General features: G+C 49.2%; 16 protein-coding genes and 1 riboswitch. Of the genes, 12 read left to right on the top strand and 4 right to left on the bottom strand.

All coding sequences use genetic code 11. The annotated features are described in order from the left end of the window. The first annotated feature begins 49 nt into the window (after nt 1–49). The 3 genes from ACTRXF_RS09575 (at nt 50) to kapB (ending at nt 2279) form a co-directional block, all read left to right on the top strand. Nucleotides 50–1534: a glutamate synthase subunit beta gene (locus ACTRXF_RS09575; protein ID WP_474262089.1), complete on the top strand. Its 1485-nt coding sequence runs from the start codon at nt 50–52 to the stop codon at nt 1532–1534. 123 nt (nt 1535–1657) lie between these two features. Further along, complete coding sequence (locus ACTRXF_RS09570; RefSeq protein WP_474262088.1) at nt 1658–1882, top strand: hypothetical protein; 225 nt, start codon at nt 1658–1660, stop codon at nt 1880–1882. Nucleotides 1883–1901: 19 nt separating this feature from the next. Further along, a complete protein-coding gene (kapB, locus tag ACTRXF_RS09565) occupies nt 1902–2279 on the top strand; it encodes a sporulation phosphorelay system protein KapB (protein ID WP_474262087.1) in 378 nt (125 codons plus the stop codon). Between the two features lie 39 nt (nt 2280–2318). Here kapB and ACTRXF_RS09560 read toward each other — a convergent pair whose 3' ends face one another. Continuing rightward, nucleotides 2319–4028, bottom strand: a complete 1710-nt coding sequence (locus tag ACTRXF_RS09560; protein WP_474262086.1) for a PucR family transcriptional regulator — start codon at nt 4026–4028, stop codon at nt 2319–2321. Nucleotides 4029–4231: 203 nt separating this feature from the next. Here ACTRXF_RS09560 and ACTRXF_RS09555 point away from each other — a divergent pair, with 203 nt between their 5' ends. From ACTRXF_RS09555 to ACTRXF_RS09525, 7 genes are all read left to right on the top strand, one after another. Then, entirely contained in the window at nt 4232–5437 is a 1206-nt protein-coding gene (locus tag ACTRXF_RS09555; RefSeq protein WP_474262085.1) for a cystathionine gamma-synthase family protein, read from the top strand. 15 nt (nt 5438–5452) lie between these two features. Continuing rightward, nucleotides 5453–6667 carry a M20 metallopeptidase family protein gene (locus tag ACTRXF_RS09550; RefSeq protein WP_474262084.1) on the top strand — a complete coding sequence of 405 codons (1215 nt, stop codon included), beginning with the start codon at nt 5453–5455 and terminating at the stop codon, nt 6665–6667. Nucleotides 6668–6683: 16 nt separating this feature from the next. Further along, nucleotides 6684–7724, top strand: a complete 1041-nt coding sequence (locus ACTRXF_RS09545; protein WP_474278910.1) for a homoserine dehydrogenase — start codon at nt 6684–6686, stop codon at nt 7722–7724. Nucleotides 7725–7736: 12 nt separating this feature from the next. Beyond that, nucleotides 7737–9176 (top strand): aldehyde dehydrogenase family protein, encoded by a 1440-nt coding sequence (locus tag ACTRXF_RS09540; RefSeq protein ID WP_474262082.1) that lies wholly within the window; start codon nt 7737–7739, stop codon nt 9174–9176. 35 nt (nt 9177–9211) lie between these two features. Continuing rightward, nucleotides 9212–10435 (top strand): M24 family metallopeptidase, encoded by a 1224-nt coding sequence (locus ACTRXF_RS09535; RefSeq protein WP_474262081.1) that lies wholly within the window; start codon nt 9212–9214, stop codon nt 10433–10435. Between the two features lie 132 nt (nt 10436–10567). Next, the gene (locus tag ACTRXF_RS09530; protein ID WP_474262080.1) at nt 10568–11941 is read left to right on the top strand and encodes a hypothetical protein; all 1374 of its coding nucleotides are present in this window, start codon (nt 10568–10570) and stop codon (nt 11939–11941) included. Nucleotides 11942–11962: 21 nt separating this feature from the next. Then, nucleotides 11963–12904 (top strand): DMT family transporter, encoded by a 942-nt coding sequence (locus tag ACTRXF_RS09525; RefSeq protein ID WP_474262079.1) that lies wholly within the window; start codon nt 11963–11965, stop codon nt 12902–12904. On the opposite strand, the gene yidD is transcribed toward ACTRXF_RS09525, so the two are convergent. Next, nucleotides 12888–13130 carry a membrane protein insertion efficiency factor YidD gene (gene yidD, locus ACTRXF_RS09520; protein WP_322525080.1) on the bottom strand — a complete coding sequence of 81 codons (243 nt, stop codon included), beginning with the start codon at nt 13128–13130 and terminating at the stop codon, nt 12888–12890. The two genes, ACTRXF_RS09525 and yidD, sit on opposite strands and share 17 nt — an antisense overlap. 105 nt (nt 13131–13235) lie before the next feature. Beyond that, a complete protein-coding gene (gene dapA / locus ACTRXF_RS09515) occupies nt 13236–14123 on the bottom strand; it encodes a 4-hydroxy-tetrahydrodipicolinate synthase (RefSeq protein WP_298785836.1) in 888 nt (295 codons plus the stop codon). A 149-nt stretch (nt 14124–14272) separates the two neighbouring features. After that, nucleotides 14273–14452, bottom strand: a riboswitch (Lysine riboswitch). Between the two features lie 280 nt (nt 14453–14732). Here dapA and ACTRXF_RS09510 point away from each other — a divergent pair. Together ACTRXF_RS09510 and ACTRXF_RS09505 are read left to right on the top strand one after the other, a co-directional pair. Beyond that, nucleotides 14733–14999, top strand: coding sequence for a hypothetical protein (locus ACTRXF_RS09510; protein ID WP_322525078.1), 267 nt, complete (start codon nt 14733–14735; stop codon nt 14997–14999). A 58-nt stretch (nt 15000–15057) separates the two neighbouring features. Then, the gene (locus tag ACTRXF_RS09505; RefSeq protein WP_022792199.1) at nt 15058–15447 is read left to right on the top strand and encodes a type II toxin-antitoxin system PemK/MazF family toxin; all 390 of its coding nucleotides are present in this window, start codon (nt 15058–15060) and stop codon (nt 15445–15447) included. A 72-nt stretch (nt 15448–15519) separates the two neighbouring features. Here the strand turns inward: ACTRXF_RS09505 and ACTRXF_RS09500 are convergent. Continuing rightward, nucleotides 15520–16128, bottom strand: a 609-nt coding sequence (locus tag ACTRXF_RS09500) for a transposase (protein ID WP_474278908.1), incomplete at its 5' end; no start/stop codon positions are given.

Below are 16128 nucleotides of genomic sequence, written 5' to 3'. Positions count from 1 at the left end.
GGCGTTGAATGAACAGCATACAACGATTTCTAAAGTGGGAGTGAGGGAAATGGGGAAACCAACAGGTTTTCTGGAATATAAAAGAGAAGCTCCAAGTAAATTGGACCCGCTCGAACGGGTGAAAAACTGGCAGGAGTTCCAGATCATGATGCCGGAAGATAAGCTTCAGGAACAGGGCGCCCGCTGTATGGACTGTGCGATCCCGTTCTGCCAGGCTGGTACTTCCATGGTCGGTTCCGATGAAATTGGCTGTCCCGTATACAATTTGATTCCGGAATGGAATGATCTTGTCTATCGCGGAAAATGGCAGGAAGCATTGACACGTCTCCATAAAACGAACAATTTCCCGGAATTCACCGGGAGAGTGTGCCCGGCTCCGTGCGAAGGCTCGTGCACCGTAGCCATCAACGATGACCCGGTAACCATCAAATCCATTGAATACCACATTGTGGAAAAAGGATTTAAGGAAGGCTGGATTACAGCCGAGCCGCCAAGAACAAGAACTGGCAAAAAAGTAGCGGTAATCGGTTCCGGACCGGCAGGACTTGCAGCTGCCCAGCAGCTGAACCGGGCCGGCCATACGGTGACGGTATTCGAAAAAGACGACCGCATCGGCGGACTGCTTGCCTATGGAATTCCGGAAGTAAAGCTTGAAAATGAAACCATTACAAGAAGAACAGATATTATGGAAGAAGAGGGGATCGAGTTCCGGACGAGTGTCGATGTAGGAAAAGATATTACCTCCGAACAGCTCGATGAAGAATACGATTCAGTTATTCTCTGTACAGGCGCGCAGAATCATCGCGATGTTCCGGCAGAAGGACGCGGTTTGAAAGGAATTCACTATGCGATGGACTTTCTGCGTGGCAATACAAAATCCCTATTGGATTCGAACCTTGAAGACGGCAGATATATCAGTGCAAAGGATAAGCATGTGATCGTCATCGGCGGCGGGGACACCGGGGTGGACTGTATTACGACCTCACTCCGTCACAACTGCGCTTCTCTGACCCAGTTTGATATCAATAAAGAAAAAGATAATGAACGTCCGGAAGACAACCCGTGGCCGCTGTATCCACTTGTTTATAAGCAGGAAGACGGGCATAAAGAAGCAGCTGCTCTGCAGGGCGAGGACCCGCGTGCCTATAAAGTAATGACAAAGAAATTTGTCGGAAACGAAAAAGGGCAGGTAAAGGAAATTCATACGGTGGAAGTGGAAACGGTCTTTGAAGACGGCAAAAAAGTCCGTCACGAAGTGCCTGGAACCGAGCGTGTATGGAAAGCCGATCTCGTACTGCTCGCCGTTGGCTTTACAGGACCCGAGCAGGAGCTGCTTGAGCAGATGGAAATCGAACGTACAGAAAGAAGTACAGTGAACGCTGAATACGGAAGCTATGTTACAAATCATGAAAAAGTATTTGCAGCAGGCGACAACCGCCGCGGTCAAAGCCTTGTAGTTTGGGCTATCCATGAAGGACGTGAAGCGGCCCGCGAATGCGACCGTTTCCTGATGGGAACGACTAACCTGCAGTAGAATGAAAAAGTCCGGAGGGTCCGGGCTTTTTCAAGAAAAGATTATTAAATTTCACGTACTGCAATGAATTTTTATTAATAATCTGATACAATAGATTAAAACTTTGTTGGAGTAGGAGTCACATTGAAAAAAGTTGCAAAAGGGATTTTAACAGCAGTAATTATTTATGCAGTCATTATCGTCCTTATTCTAGCAACGACGTTATTGTTTGTAATGGTTTCATTTTCCGGGGAGATGGCCCAGGTGCTTTTTGGATGGAACGAATACAATGAATGGACAAACACGCATCTGGTCCCCTGGGCAGAAAAGCTGTGGGAATGGTTTGTCGCTATAACGCCGGGAGGCTGACAGGAAAGGTGGAAAAAAGATGGAACAATATCGATTTCCTTATAAATCAGGAGTTTACGTTGGAATCCCTGTAAAAGAAAATCCCGAACAGTGGCTGATGGAAGTACAAGTGGTGCTCGAACACCCGCGGCAGGGAGACCTGCACCAGCCGAAGAAGACAAATGTGCCGGTTTTCCATGAACGCCGGGCACTAGCGGAAAAAGAAAAAATCTGGGTGCAGAAAAAAGCGGTGAAGCCGCTTGAAACAGTACCGGACATGACGTATAAAGAGTCTCTTCGACAGGCGTTTGATGCTTACGAGCGGGAGCTCGAAAGCAAAGAGGACGAATTTTCCCAGAAATCGCTGAAAACGCTCCATGCGGTAAAAGCTGATTATGAACGGCAAAAACTACTATAACTCTGCCCGCGGGCAGAGTTATTTTTGTATTTATCCTTTTTATACATGAGGAGTGCGCTCATCGGTAACAAACAGGGCTCCGGCTGTATGGAGCCGAATAGACAGTTCAATTAAAAACAGGTCATCGGAATTATTCAAATCACAGCTCGTAAGGGATTCGATTTTTTTCAAACGGTATAGCAGGGACTGGCGGTGGAGATTTAATTCCCGGGAGGTCTGACTGACATTGCCCTTGCATTCATTGTAGGTGCGGACCGTTTTCATTAAATCAATGCCCCGTTCGACGGAATAATGATGGAGGGGGGCAACTGTAGCTTCAGCGATCTGGCGGATTTCTTCATTTTTAGACAGAGACATCAGAGCCCGGTCAAAACGAGTGTCTTCATACGTATGAATGTAGCCGAATCCCCGCTGCCTGCGTCCGGCATCAAGAGCAGAGGAAGCCTCCGAAAAGCTTGTAACAAATTCCCAGGGTGCAGCTGTCTTGCTTACCCCCCAGGAAATGATGAGGTGGGGGATTTTTTGTTCGAGGCGGTACTGCACCGTTTCTGCAAAATAATATACCGTGTCATACATCATGGTTGGGTGCATTTCCAGATACACAATCAGCTCGGATTTTTGGAACGTGCTCATCACGCGTGCTTTTAAATAACGGCTCGCGTGGGAAACTTCTTCCTCAAACATATAGCCAATCTGTTCAAGCCAGTGATCATAGGAAAGCGGCGGGGATTCTGCGTGAAACACCCGTTCGACATTTTCAGGTTTGGCTACAAAGCAGATATAAGGGAGCTCAAGGTTATAGCCTAATGATTTACCGCGCGAAAGCGCCTGGTCCCGGGATTCGTAATTATCCTTTGCCAGGCTCCAGACAAAATCATCCTTCAGGCGCATCTCGGTTTCAAGCGCTGTCTGGTCATGCAAAAAGCAGAGAGCGGAAGTGGTGACCGAATGTTCAAGCAGAAGCAGGGTGTATTCTTCAAATACATCGTGCTTTTCTTTATGGGTAGGCCACTGGAAGATCATATAACCCTGAATATCCTGGGTCGTCTGCACAGTTAGGCGCAGCAGGGTGCCGGTATCTGTATCCATCCATTCCATGTTGGCCGGCAGGCTTTTTTCGGGATCTGACTGCTGGAAAGGGGGGAAAAGTGGATTCCCTCCCTGGCTTAAATACTGGTTCCACCATTCGGCGAGGCCCGACGAACGGTCCGTCTGCGTCTTCAGGCGTCCGCGCTTATCGACTACAAGCATTGGTATATGCAGCTGTTCGTATACGTAAGAGGCAATTGCCTCCATGCCTTTGCCTTCAAGTATGATTTCGAGAAGGTCTGTGCGGATTTTATTTGAAACGTCGATGGAGCGGAGAGAGCTTTTATGAAGGGCTTCGGAAATCGCTTCTGTAATGTCCGAAAAACGGATCTCCCACGGAATTTCCACGAGCGGAAACGCTTTTGACTCGCAAAAGTCGATCACGTTGTCAGGAATGGAGGAGATGTAGTGGCCTACAGACAAAATCAAACCGCTCGCTCCTGCTTCCATCAGCTCTTCAATAAACTCAAGCAGATCCTTCTCGTTTTGACATCCGATCCCGGAGCTTAAAATTAATTCCCGTGGCCGGACGAAATCTTCCACAGGTGTTTCTATAACCGAGGCCCAGTAAACGGTAATAGAGCTTGAATCGGCATTCGATGTGAGTGGAAGGGCCGTGTTCATAATCGGAAGCTGTAATACTTGTTGCATAGAAATCATCGCCAGACACCCCTTTACAATACCAAAACGTAAATTCATCTTCTGATTATTATTTTACCATATTTGCATGGAAGATAATGTGTCATGCACATTGTGCAAAAGAAAGTGCGAAACTTCATACAATTGTGTGAATGGAATTTAAACAGATAATCTATACACTGAAGGTAGAGAAAAAATAGTAACAGGGAAGGTTGTGTTCAATCATGACAAACACACACATTAATCGTTCAACAAAAGCAGTATGGGCAGGAGAAAAAGAATACCGGGCATTTGGAGCGACCCAGGTTCCGGTAGTCCACAGTGTTGCCTATACGTATGACGATCTGGACCATTGGTATGAGGTAGCAACAGGAAAGAAAGAAGGGCATATCTATGGTCGGAATACGAACCCTACCCTGCAATCGTTCGAAGAAAAAATCAGAATTTTGGAAGATGCTGAGGCGGCTACGAGCTTTTCGACCGGCATGGCTGCGATCAGTAACTCTCTGGCTACGTTCCTCCGTCCGGGCGACCGGGTAGTATCCATGAAGGATACGTACGGTGGTACAAACAAAATCTTTACCGAATTTCTGCCGCACATGGATATTGATGTGTCGCTCTGTGAAACGGGCAACCATGAAGAGATTGAGGCAGAAGTCCGTAAAGGCTGCGATATTTTATACCTTGAAACACCAACCAATCCAACGGTGAAAATTACTGATATCGAACGAATGACCAGGGTGGCAAAGGAAGTGGGAGCGCTTGTGTTTGTTGATAACACATTTGCAACCCCAATCAACCAGAACCCGATCGAATTTGGTGTGGATCTTGTTATTCACAGCGCAACGAAGTTTCTGGGCGGGCACGCGGATGCCCTCGGCGGGGCAGTTTGCGGCCGTAAGGATCTGGTCGAAAAGATCTTCCATTACCGCGAAATCAACGGAGCGACGATGGATCCAATGGCTGCCTACCTGATGATCCGGGGCATGAAGACGCTTCATCTCCGGGTGCGCCAGCAGTGCGAATCCGCTATGAGGATCGCTGAACACCTGCAAAATCATGAGCAGGTGGATCAGGTATTCTATCCGGGGCTCAAAACTCATCCGGGTCATGATATTGCAGAGAAACAAATGAAACAGTTCGGCGGCATGTTCAGCTTCTCGTTAAAAGGCGGAATGGATGCTGTGCGCCAGTTCCTGCCAAAACTCGAGTACGCTAACCGTGCAGCAAATCTGGGGTCGGTGGAAACGACGGTAGGACCGGCAAGAACGACGAGCCACGTAGAGAATACACCGGAAGAACGCGCAGCTCTCGGTATTCCGGAAAGCCTCGTGCGCTACTCGGTCGGAATTGAAGACACAGATGATCTTATTAACGATTTGGAACAGGCACTGGCTTCGCTGCCAAAAGCCGAAAGCGTGCAAAAATAAAGGGCGGTTGGAGCGATGACTATAGTGACCAAAACGATTAAAGAAGAAGCAGAAGCGATCCGGGAGCAGCTGGTGGAGTGGAGGCGCGGCCTGCACCGCCGTCCCGAGCTGAGCTTTGAAGAGCATGAAACAGCATCATTTATTAAAGCGACGCTTGCCGGACTTCAGGATTTAAGAATTTACAGTGGCAGAGAAGAAACGGGTCTCGATACGGCCGTAATTGCAGAGCTTAGGGCCGGTGACGGCCCTCTCGTCATTTTGCGTGCAGATATTGACGCCCTCCCGATCCAGGAAGAGAACGACTGTGATTATGCTTCCACGTATGAAGGGAAAATGCATGCGTGCGGGCACGACGCCCATACCGCCATGCTGCTCGGTGCCTGCTTTGTGCTTCATAAGCAGCAGGAGCTTTTAAACGGCACCATCCGCTTCATTTTTCAGCCGGCAGAAGAAGATACAGATGAATACGGTAGCACCGGCAGTCCGTATCTGATCAGTCGCGGTTGGCTAGAAGGGGCCCGGGCAGCCTTTGCCCTTCATATGGACCCTGAGTTCACGCCTGGTCACGTAAGGCTGCAGGAAGGCCCGAGCATGGCAGGCATCGATACGTTTGAAGGGGTCATTCGTGCAAGCGGCGGCCACGGTGCTTATCCGCATCTTGCCACTGACCCGGTGTGGATCAGCACGTTTGTGATGCAGGCGATGCAGGGAATCGTTTCACGGCGGACGTCTCCGCTTGAGCCGGCAGTGGTGAGTATCGGCGAATTAAAGGCAGGAGCTTCTACGAACGTTATACCGGACGAAGTCCGTATCCGGGGCACAATGCGCAGCTATTCGGACGCCACCCGCAAGCGGCTGCGTGAGGAGCTGCAGCAGGCCTTCCGCATAGCCGAGACGATGAATGCCTCCCAGGAGGTAACGATCGCTGAAGGAGAGCCGGCGCTCGTCAACAGTCCCGAAGCAGTAAAGGCCTACCGGACCGTACTTGAAGAACTATACCCGGAAACGGTTATTCACGAAGAATCCTATGGCATGGGCGGAGAAGATTTCAGTTACATGGCCCGCGAGGTGCCGTCCTGCATGATGTTTCTCGGCGCAGGCTATCCTGATCGCGCAGACAGCGGGCTGCACATGCCCCAGTTTGATATTGAAGAAACCATTTTACCAATTGGAGCTTCCCTGCTTGCAGGAGCAGCTGTACACTATATGACAAAGCACAAGACAGATTAGACTGGGAGGAAAAAATATGCCGCATAAATTAGACTTTATAGGGTTTGGCGGAGTGGGCCGGGGCCTTGCAGAAATACTATTGGAACGGGGAAGCTGGCTGAAGGAAACGTTTGGTTCCGACTTTGTGGTAGTTTCTGTTTCCGATTTGTACAAAGGCTCCCTTCACCACCCGGACGGCCTTGACATGCAGAAGGTGCTCGACTGCCTGAAAAAAGACGGGACAGTCGAAAACTACCCTGATACCGAAGGGCTCGTTCGCGGGTGGGACAGCATCGAAACGATTACCCAGTCGAACGCTGATACCGTGATCGAAATTACGTTCACCAATGTGGAGACCGGCCAGCCGGCGATTGACCACTGTAAAACGGCGTTCAAGGCCGGCAAAAATGCTGTTCTTACGAATAAAGGCCCCGTAGCCCTTGCCTACAAAGAGCTTCAGGCACTGGCGGAAGAGAACGGGGTACGGTTTTTATTCGAAGGAACGGTCATGAGCGGAACACCGGCAATCCGGATGCCGCTTACAAGCCTTTCCGGAAACCGGATTACTTCCATTAAAGGAATCATGAACGGAACGACCAATTACATGCTCACCCAGATGGAGCAGGGCATGGAATACAGCGAAGCTTTAAAAGAGGCACAATCCCGCGGATACGCGGAAGCAGATCCCACGAGCGATGTTGAAGGCTATGATGTATTGTATAAAGTAGTCATTCTAGCCAACGTGGTTATGGGAGCAGATTTGAAAAAAGAGGATGTGGAACGCCAAGGAATTACATCTCTTTCTGCAGAAGATATGCAGCAGGCAAAAAATGAAAATAAGCATTGGAAGCTGATCGGGCGCGTTGAAAACGTCAACGGCACAATCAAGGGGTCTGTAAAACCAGAGCTGCTCTCTGAAGATGACGCCCTCGCTAACGTCGGAGGTGCGGTAAACGCGGTCACTTATGAATGCGACCTGAGCGGTCCGATTACGCTGATGGGCGCCGGGGCCGGCGTGCCGGAAACAGGATTTGCATTGTTGATCGATTTGATTAACATGGACCGAAATACTATATAAAGGCGGGATAATATGACAACAAAAATCACAGAGCAAAAGATGCTGCTCGGCGGAGAATGGGTCGGCCGGGAACAAACGCTGGACGTCGTCAATCCCGAGGATCAGTCCGTTATCAGCACAGTGCCGATGGCAAGCAGTGACGATGCGCGCGAAGCTGTGCGGATTGCTGTGGAAGGAAAGGAAATCGCCGAAGCGCTGAGCGTCCGGGAACGTATGGATATATTAAATAAAGTAGCGGATTATGTGCTTGATCATGCAGAGGAGTTTGCGGAAATCATTGCTCTTGAAGGAAGCAAAACGATAGCGGAAGCTTCCGGTGAGGCACGCAGGACCGCTGAGACGATACGTCTTGGAGCGGAAGAAGCACGCCGTCTTTCCGGGGAATCGATTAATTTCGACCAGATGGAAGGCAATACGAACCGGATGGGGTACTATTATCACTTCCCGGTAGGCGTTGTAGCAGCTATCACGCCGTTTAACGATCCATTGAATCTAGTGGCACACAAGGTAGCACCGGCGATTGCCGCCGGGAATGCTGTGATTGTGAAGCCGGCAACAGAAACACCGCTCAGTGCGTTAAAGCTGGCCGAAGCGTTTATTGCCGCCGGTCTGCCGAAAAAAGTACTCACAGTAATTACAGGAAGAGGCCGTGACATCGGCGACATTCTGGTTGAAGCAGAAGACGTTCAGATGATCAGCTTTACCGGTGGCTATGAAACAGGAAAAAGCATTGCCCATAAAGCAGGACTGAAAAAGCTGTCCATGGAGCTGGGCTCGAATTCCCCGTTTATTATCTGGAAGGACGCAGACATTGAAAAGGCGGCCCAGTCAGGCGTGGACGGAGCGTTTGGAGCTGCCGGCCAGAACTGCCTGAGTGTCCAGCGGGTGTATGCACACGAAGAAATTTACGAAGCGTTTGAAGCATCGTTTGTAGATAAAGCCAAACAGGTGCGTGCAGGCAGAAAGATGGATAAGGATTCGGATATCGGCCCGGTAATCAATGAAAAAGAAGCCAAACGGATTGAAAGCTGGATTGAAGAAGCAGTGGAGGCAGGAGCCAAAGTGCTTGCCGGCGGCAAACGGCACGGCGCCTTTATCGAGCCGACTGTTCTGTCGAACGTGCCGGAGGATATAACGATTGTAAAAGAAGAAGTGTTCGGCCCGGTAGTAATACTTGCTTCTGTGGCAACGTTTGATGAAGCAGTCACACGCTCGAACAGTGTGCCTTTCGGTCTGCAGGCCGGCATTTATACGAATGATATCAATTTAGCGCTGAAGGCTGTACGCAAGCTTCACGTCGGCGGTGTCATGGTAAACGACAGCAGCGATTTCCGGATCGATGCCATGCCATTTGGCGGCGTTAAGCATTCAGGCATCGGCCGCGAAGGCGTAGCATTTGCCATTGAAGAAATGTCGGAAAAACGGCTCGTATGCTTTACCATTGATGAATAATTAAATGTAAACGGGATAAAAGGGGGGATCAGCTCATGTTATTTGAAAAAGATGAGTACCTGACGAGAATGAACCAGACGAAAATGAAAATGATGGAATACGGTATTGAAGTGCTATTGGTCTCCAATCCATCGAACATGTACTATTTAACAGGATATAACGCATGGTCGTTTTATGTGCATCAAATGGTGATTGTGATGATTGACGAAGATCAGCCATTATGGATCGGGCGGGAAATGGATGCCCACAGCGCTACCGTCACTACATGGCTTGACGAAGACCATATCATTCCGTATCCTGATGAATTTGTGCAGTCGACGATCAAGCACCCTATGGATTTCGCAGCGAACATCCTGACCGAGATCGGCCAGGGCAACCGTAAAATTGGTTTGGAGATGGATGCATTTTATTTTACCGCCATGTGCTATGAACGAATCCAGGCTGGTCTCCCAAATGCCGAATTCCGTAATTTCAGCACGCTTGTCAACTGGGTCCGGCTGGTAAAATCAGAAGCGGAAATTGAGTGCATGTACCGCGCCGGACGTATACTCGAAAATGCCATGCAGGCTGGTTTTGATACGGTAGATGTCGGCGTTCGTGAAAATGAAGTAGCTGCGGCTATCACCAATGCTCAGATTCTTGGAACAAAGGAATTCGGTGGAGATTATACGTCGATTGTGCCGATGATTCCCGCGAACGAAAATACAGCTACCCCGCATTTGACATGGACGGACCGGAAATATAACTACGGGGACTTTTTAACGATTGAAATTGCCGGCGCGTATATGCGCTATCATACTCCAATGGCACGGACGATGGCAATCGGCCAGGCTCCTGAAAAAATGTATGATCTCTCGGAAACGGTCGTTGAAGGCATCGAAACTACGATGGATTCAATTAAGCCGGGGATGACGGCAGAAGAAGTGGAAAGCGTGTGGAGCCGGACGATCGCAAGACGCGGGTATTTTAAGGAATCCCGCCTCGGCTACTCCATCGGGCTCAGCTATCCGCCGGACTGGGGCGAGCATACGGTCAGCTTCCGGAAGGGTGATCACACTATTTTGCAGCCGAACATGACGTTTCACCTGATGCCTGGCATCTGGCTTGATGACCACGGGGTAGAGATTACAGAATCGATCCGCATTACGGAAAATGGCTGTGAACTGCTCAGTCACGTGCCGCGGGATATGTATGTAAAAGAACCCGGGGTACTCGGTGACGGTTTTGCGGAAAACCGATTGAACGCCCACTATAGATAAGAAACAGGCAGCGGACTTCCAAAAAAGGAGTCCGCTTTTTTATGAATGATATGCGGGTGTTGGCTATTTTTTCCGGATAGTGGTAGCATAAAGGTGTTTGCAATGAAGATTTGACTAAAACGGGGAATGATCATGAACCGGCAGGCCTACATAAAACCAACACTGGGAGCTGCAGCTTTTGCAGCTGTATTTTGCTATTTTTTAGAAGTGCTTTTAAACGTTCCGTTTGTCGACTACGGATACAGTTTTATTGCCGGGGTGCTGCTAGTGGCATCCCTGCCTGTGATGCCGCCCCTGAACCGGCGTGTGGTTTACGTGCTGATTGCTGTCGGCATTGCTTTGTTCTGGACGTACGGTGTTTCCTGGCAAACGGTGTGGACAAGCTTCGGAGAAAACCTGCCGCTGCTTGCCCTCTTTTTAACGGTGCCGCTGATTGGGACGTACATGTCGGAAGCGGGGCATCTGCATGCTTTTCAACAATATCTCGAACAACAGAACAAAAAAAGAGGAGTGCCGCCGCACCGGCTTGGCTACGGCGTGACAGCAAGCATTGGTGCCATTCTGAACCTCGGCTCCATGCCGCTTGTGTACGGCATTGCTAAAGAAAGCTTTCCATCTTTTGAGAAAAAAAGAATGGCATTAACGGTACTCAGGGGATTTGGCTCGTGTATGCTCTGGTCGCCGTATTTTGTAAATATGGCCCTGATTTTAAGCATCTATGATTTGAGCTGGGGAGAAGTCGGACCCTACGGGATCGTGATGGCTGCTGTGTTGACAGCTCTGGTCGTTGTATTTTTCCGCTCGTCAGCATTCGCCGATGATGCCTGGACGGTTCCAGAGAAAGAAAAAGAAGTCAATCCGCCGGTGTCTTCGATGCGCACGTTTTTACTATTTTTAGGCATTCTGCTTGCTGCTTCTTTTTTGCTTGAAGCACTGTTGCCATACAGCATGCTGACAATTGTTTCGGTGCTCGCCCTTTTGTATCCGTGGGTGTGGGCCCTGGCGCGAAAACAGGCTGTCTCGTTTGCACAGTCAACGTGGAAACACGTAAGCGGTTCGTTTGAACGCCTGTACAACGAAATTGGTATTTTTGTGACGGCTGGATTTTTCAGTGTGGCGCTTCGAAGCAGCGATGCCGGAAGATGGCTTTCTGAAGCCATCAGCTTTTTGTCCCAGGGCTATATGATTCTGCTGATTGCCTGGGTGGTCGCTATCGTAATGGGGCTCTCTGCGGTAGGTATTCACCCCGTAATAATTGTCACTGGTCTCGGCGGGGCTCTTTCGCCGGAAATCTTTGGGGTTGGGGCTCCGTTTATGGCCGTGCTGCTGCTCATGTCGTGGATGCTCGGCGTTCAGGTGTCTCCGTTTACAGGAGCGATACTTATGACATCTCATTTAATGGGGGCGACTACCATTCAGGTAATCAGGAAAAATACAGCATTTATTCTAAGCGCTGCCGTCGTGTTGAGCCTTGTATTATTTGTACTGGGAGAAACGTTAATGTAAAAATGAAGGAGAGAATGCAGCATGCGTCCACTCGAAGCTGGAAAATTATACGGGTCCGTCATGCTTGTTATGCTGATGTGGGGACTTAATGTCGTGGCGCTGAAGGTGCTGGTGGCTGAAATAAATCCGGTTTATATGCAGGCGGCCCGCATTTTGCTCGCCGGCCTGTCTGTCGCCTTGTTTGTTTTTCTGCGCAAAGAGCATGAGCGGGTGCCGAGGGCTGCTTTTATGTATATTCTGCTGGCTGCAGTGTTTGGCATGACCGGTCACCATACGTTTTTAGCTATAGGGCTGAGTGAAACAACTGCTGTAAAAAGCTCGCTCATACTGGCTCTTCTTCCTATTACAACAGCTCTTTTGTCCATGCTGTTTTTGGGAGATGCCTTTACGAAGCTTCGCTGGCTCGGGGTGTTTGCCGGGTTTGCCGGGGCAGTACTTATTAATCTCACCGGAGAAGGCGGGGAGGCTGTTCAGGGAGCAGCGAGGGGAGATGCGTTTATTTTTGCAGCAATGACTGCCCAGGCTGTGAGCTTTTTATTCATTAAAAAAGCGTCTGAACTGGTGGCGCCGAGAGTATTAACGATCTACACGCTGATGCTCGGCTCTGTTGGTTTGTTCGCAGTCAGTTTTGTGCTGTCCCCGTCCGGGTGGGAGTCGTATATTACAGCTCCTGGCTGGGTGTGGCTCGTGTTTTTACTTTCCGGAGTATTTGCTACCGGCCTCGGCCAGATTTTATATAATGCGTCGATTTCGAAAATCGGCCCGGGGAAAACTGCCATATTTAATAACTTTGTGCCTTTTTTCGGCCTGTTAAGCTCGGCGCTTATCCTCGGAGAAAACGTATCACCGGCTCAGCTTGGAGGATTCATATTCATTGTGGCCGGAGTGCTGCTTGGCACCGGGTGGGTGGACCAGCTGCTGTTAAAAAAACGAAAACAGGCGCCTGCTAAGTATGATGCTTAGCGGACGCCTGCTTTTTTTTCGGAACTTCATCAAAACCCCCGGGGTGAAATGGATGGCATTTGACAATGCGCCGAACTGTCAAAAAGGCCCCTTTCCAGAATCCGAAGCGCTCAAAGGCAGTAATGCTGTACTGCGAACAGGTGGGATAAAAACGGCAGGAGGGGGGCGTGAACCGGGAAATATAACGTTGATACAGCCGGATCAGCGCCACTATCAATTTTTTCATACATACGCACTCCTATAGTCTTTTTTGCACTTAAAGCGTAGCATAAATAAAAGCAGAACTAAAAAACCCCGCCTGAACCGGCGGGGTTAAAACCTTACTTCTGTATTAACCGACATAAAAGGAGGCTGCTGGTTCAACAACCTGGCGAAGAAGTGCTTCTTCTTCCGCGTTTAAACGTACCATTGGAAGACGGACATCGCCGGAAATGATACCGCGCATCTCAAGAGCTGCTTTTACCGGAGTCGGACTAGGCGCTGCGAACATGGATTTCATCAGCGGCAGCAGATCGCGGTGCCGGGAAGCGGCATAGACCGGCTGTCCGTTAAAGAAGCTCTGGATCATGTCCTGCATGCTCTCTCCGGCCACGTGGGCAGAAACAGAAACGACGCCGGTAGCTCCAACAGACAGCAGTGGCAGCGTCAGACTGTCATCGCCGCTGTATAAGGTAAAGTCCTGCGGTGCATGCTGCAGAATATAGGCCGCAGCTTCGAGATCACCGCTCGCTTCTTTGATGGAGCAGATGTTTCTGACATGGGAAAGCCGTACAATAGTTTCCGGTGTCATACCGGCCGCGCTTCGCCCTGGAATGTTATAAAGCATAACCGGAGTGTTAATTCCTTCAGCAATTGTACGGAAATGCTGGTACATGCCTTCCTGGGAAGGCTTGTTATAATACGGAGTTACAAGCATGACGGCATCAATGCCGGTTTTTTCAGCTTCAAGGGACAAAGCGAGTGAAGCTCTTGTATCGTTGGAGCCTGTGCCTGCAATAACCGGCACCCGGCCGTTTACAGTCTGGACAGTATGACGGAACAACGAGATTTTTTCCTCATGGGAGAGCGTTGGGGATTCGCCGGTCGTACCTGCCACCACAATGCTTTCTGTTCCTGTGCTGATCAAATGATTAATCAGTCTGGTTAATGCTGTGTAATCTATATCTCCGTGTTCATCAAATGGAGTCACCATTGCTGTACTCAATCTGCCAAAATTCATGTTTACTCACCCTCTTAAAAGTATAGTCTTGCCTAAAAAGAGAGGGCTTGCGGTTTCACGTCTTCGTCTCCGTCCGGACACGAAAAAAGCAACCATGGAAAGAGCCCATCGTTGCAGGAACGCTTCAGCTGTTAAGCAGAACCGCACGTGCGTGAGATAGCCCTCCATACAGAAAATCTGTATGACAGTCCCGCATTTATTCAATACGAGACCAGCGTTGAACGATTGAGTCGTCCGCAGCTTCGGCAAAAACCCCTTTCCGCTTTAATCACCAGAGCTCATTCTCTTCCTAAAGCGTACTAATAGTTTTCGCAGCCTCTAACCTCACTTCTCAAATAAAGAAGCAGGATATGAAATTAATTAACTACACCATAGCAGATAACGCCCCGAAAGACAATAGTACGGCAGAAAATCAATTATCTTTTCTATATTGCCTGATTTTAGCGTGAGTAAACATAATTAAATATTGTCTGTTTATCCCTTCTCCGCAACTGTTTTAGCGGATTCCGCCCGCGGCGGGCAAAAAATTTTTAAAAACACGTTTCATTTTAGTGAATCTTTCTTATATAATGAGAGAGGGAAAACAGAACATTAGGGGGCCAATTACGTATGTCGCAGCTTCAGCAGATCGCTCTAGAACTTCCAAAAGAACTCTATACGGAAATCGAACATCTGTCCCAGTCAGAAAAGGATTCTTTTTTTCATCAGGTATTAAAAGATCAAATTGAAAAACAAAAATCCACAGACATGCAGGAACAATTGAAGAACGGATATGCAGAAATGGCTGCACTAAATGCTGAAATATGCGCTGAATTTGAATATGCCGAAACAGAATCTACACAGACGACAGAACGACGGCTGCATGAACAAGACTAGCTGTTCATCCTGTCCGGCAGCATGAGCGCGCAACCGGAAAAGGAGGTGAATGGGTGGTTTGAGTGATTCGAAACAAAACAATCAGCATCATAAAAAAGTAGTCAAACGGGGGGACGTATTTTTTGCGGATCTGTCTCCGGTAGTTGGATCAGAGCAGGGAGGCGTCCGCCCCGTACTTATCATTCAAAATAATATTGGTAACCGCTTCAGTCCTACGGTGATTGTAGCTGCTATTACGGCACAGATTAAAAAGGCAAAAATGCCGACACACGTAGAAATTGATGCAGCCAAGCATCGATTTGACCGTGACAGCGTTATCCTGCTCGAGCAGCTTCGTACTATTGATAAGCAGCGGTTAACTGATAAAATTACCCATCTCGATGATGAAACCATGGAGCAGGTACGTAAAGGTCTGGAAATAAGCCTTGGCCTGCATGAGTTCAATTAATCCATCATACATAACGACTACGGGCCCCCGCCTGCATTTCGATACGTAAAACCTTTCCGGACTGGAAAGGTTTTAGATTGTAGACAAAGGCCTCCGAAAATAGATTTCGGAGGCCTTTGTTGTGCCATCGAAAGAAAAAAGAAGCCCTAATAGACAAGCGCCTATTTGTCGCCACCGCCAGGTGGCGAGTTTTTTGAGATTCATCGCCGCATAAACAAGCATCGTCTGCGCGGTGTTTCGTGCCCCTCCGGCGAGGAGCGTCCAACGCAAGCCATGCTTTTGTTTGAGATCCGCAAAAATCCGTTCGATGGTTTCTTTTCGTTCCGCATAGGTTCTCCGGTTCCACGGAGTGTGTCGAAGGTGTTCGGCTTCGTCCAGATCGTCCTGCCAGACGTGGCGGAGAATCACCTTCCGGTGATCCCGGCTTTGGGTGCAGGTTTCAAGCAGCGGACAGGACTGACAAATGGCGGGATCTGAGACATACTCCTGATAGCCGTCCCGAGTCGTGGTGCGGTAGCGCAGGGCCTGGTGCTCGGGACAGAGATACGCGTCCAGATAGGCATCATACACAAAGTCCTGTTTGCGCAAGCGTCCCGGCGGGCCTTTGGGACGGGTATAAGGCATGACCGGGCGGATGCCCTGCTCGCGAAGCCAATGAGCAATCGCCGGGGTTTTATATCC

The organism is Marinococcus sp. LNHM3E3-2.2 (assembly GCF_056034385.1).
The sequence above is the reverse complement of the archived record's forward strand: the minus strand, read 5'-3'. Positions and strand labels throughout refer to the sequence as shown.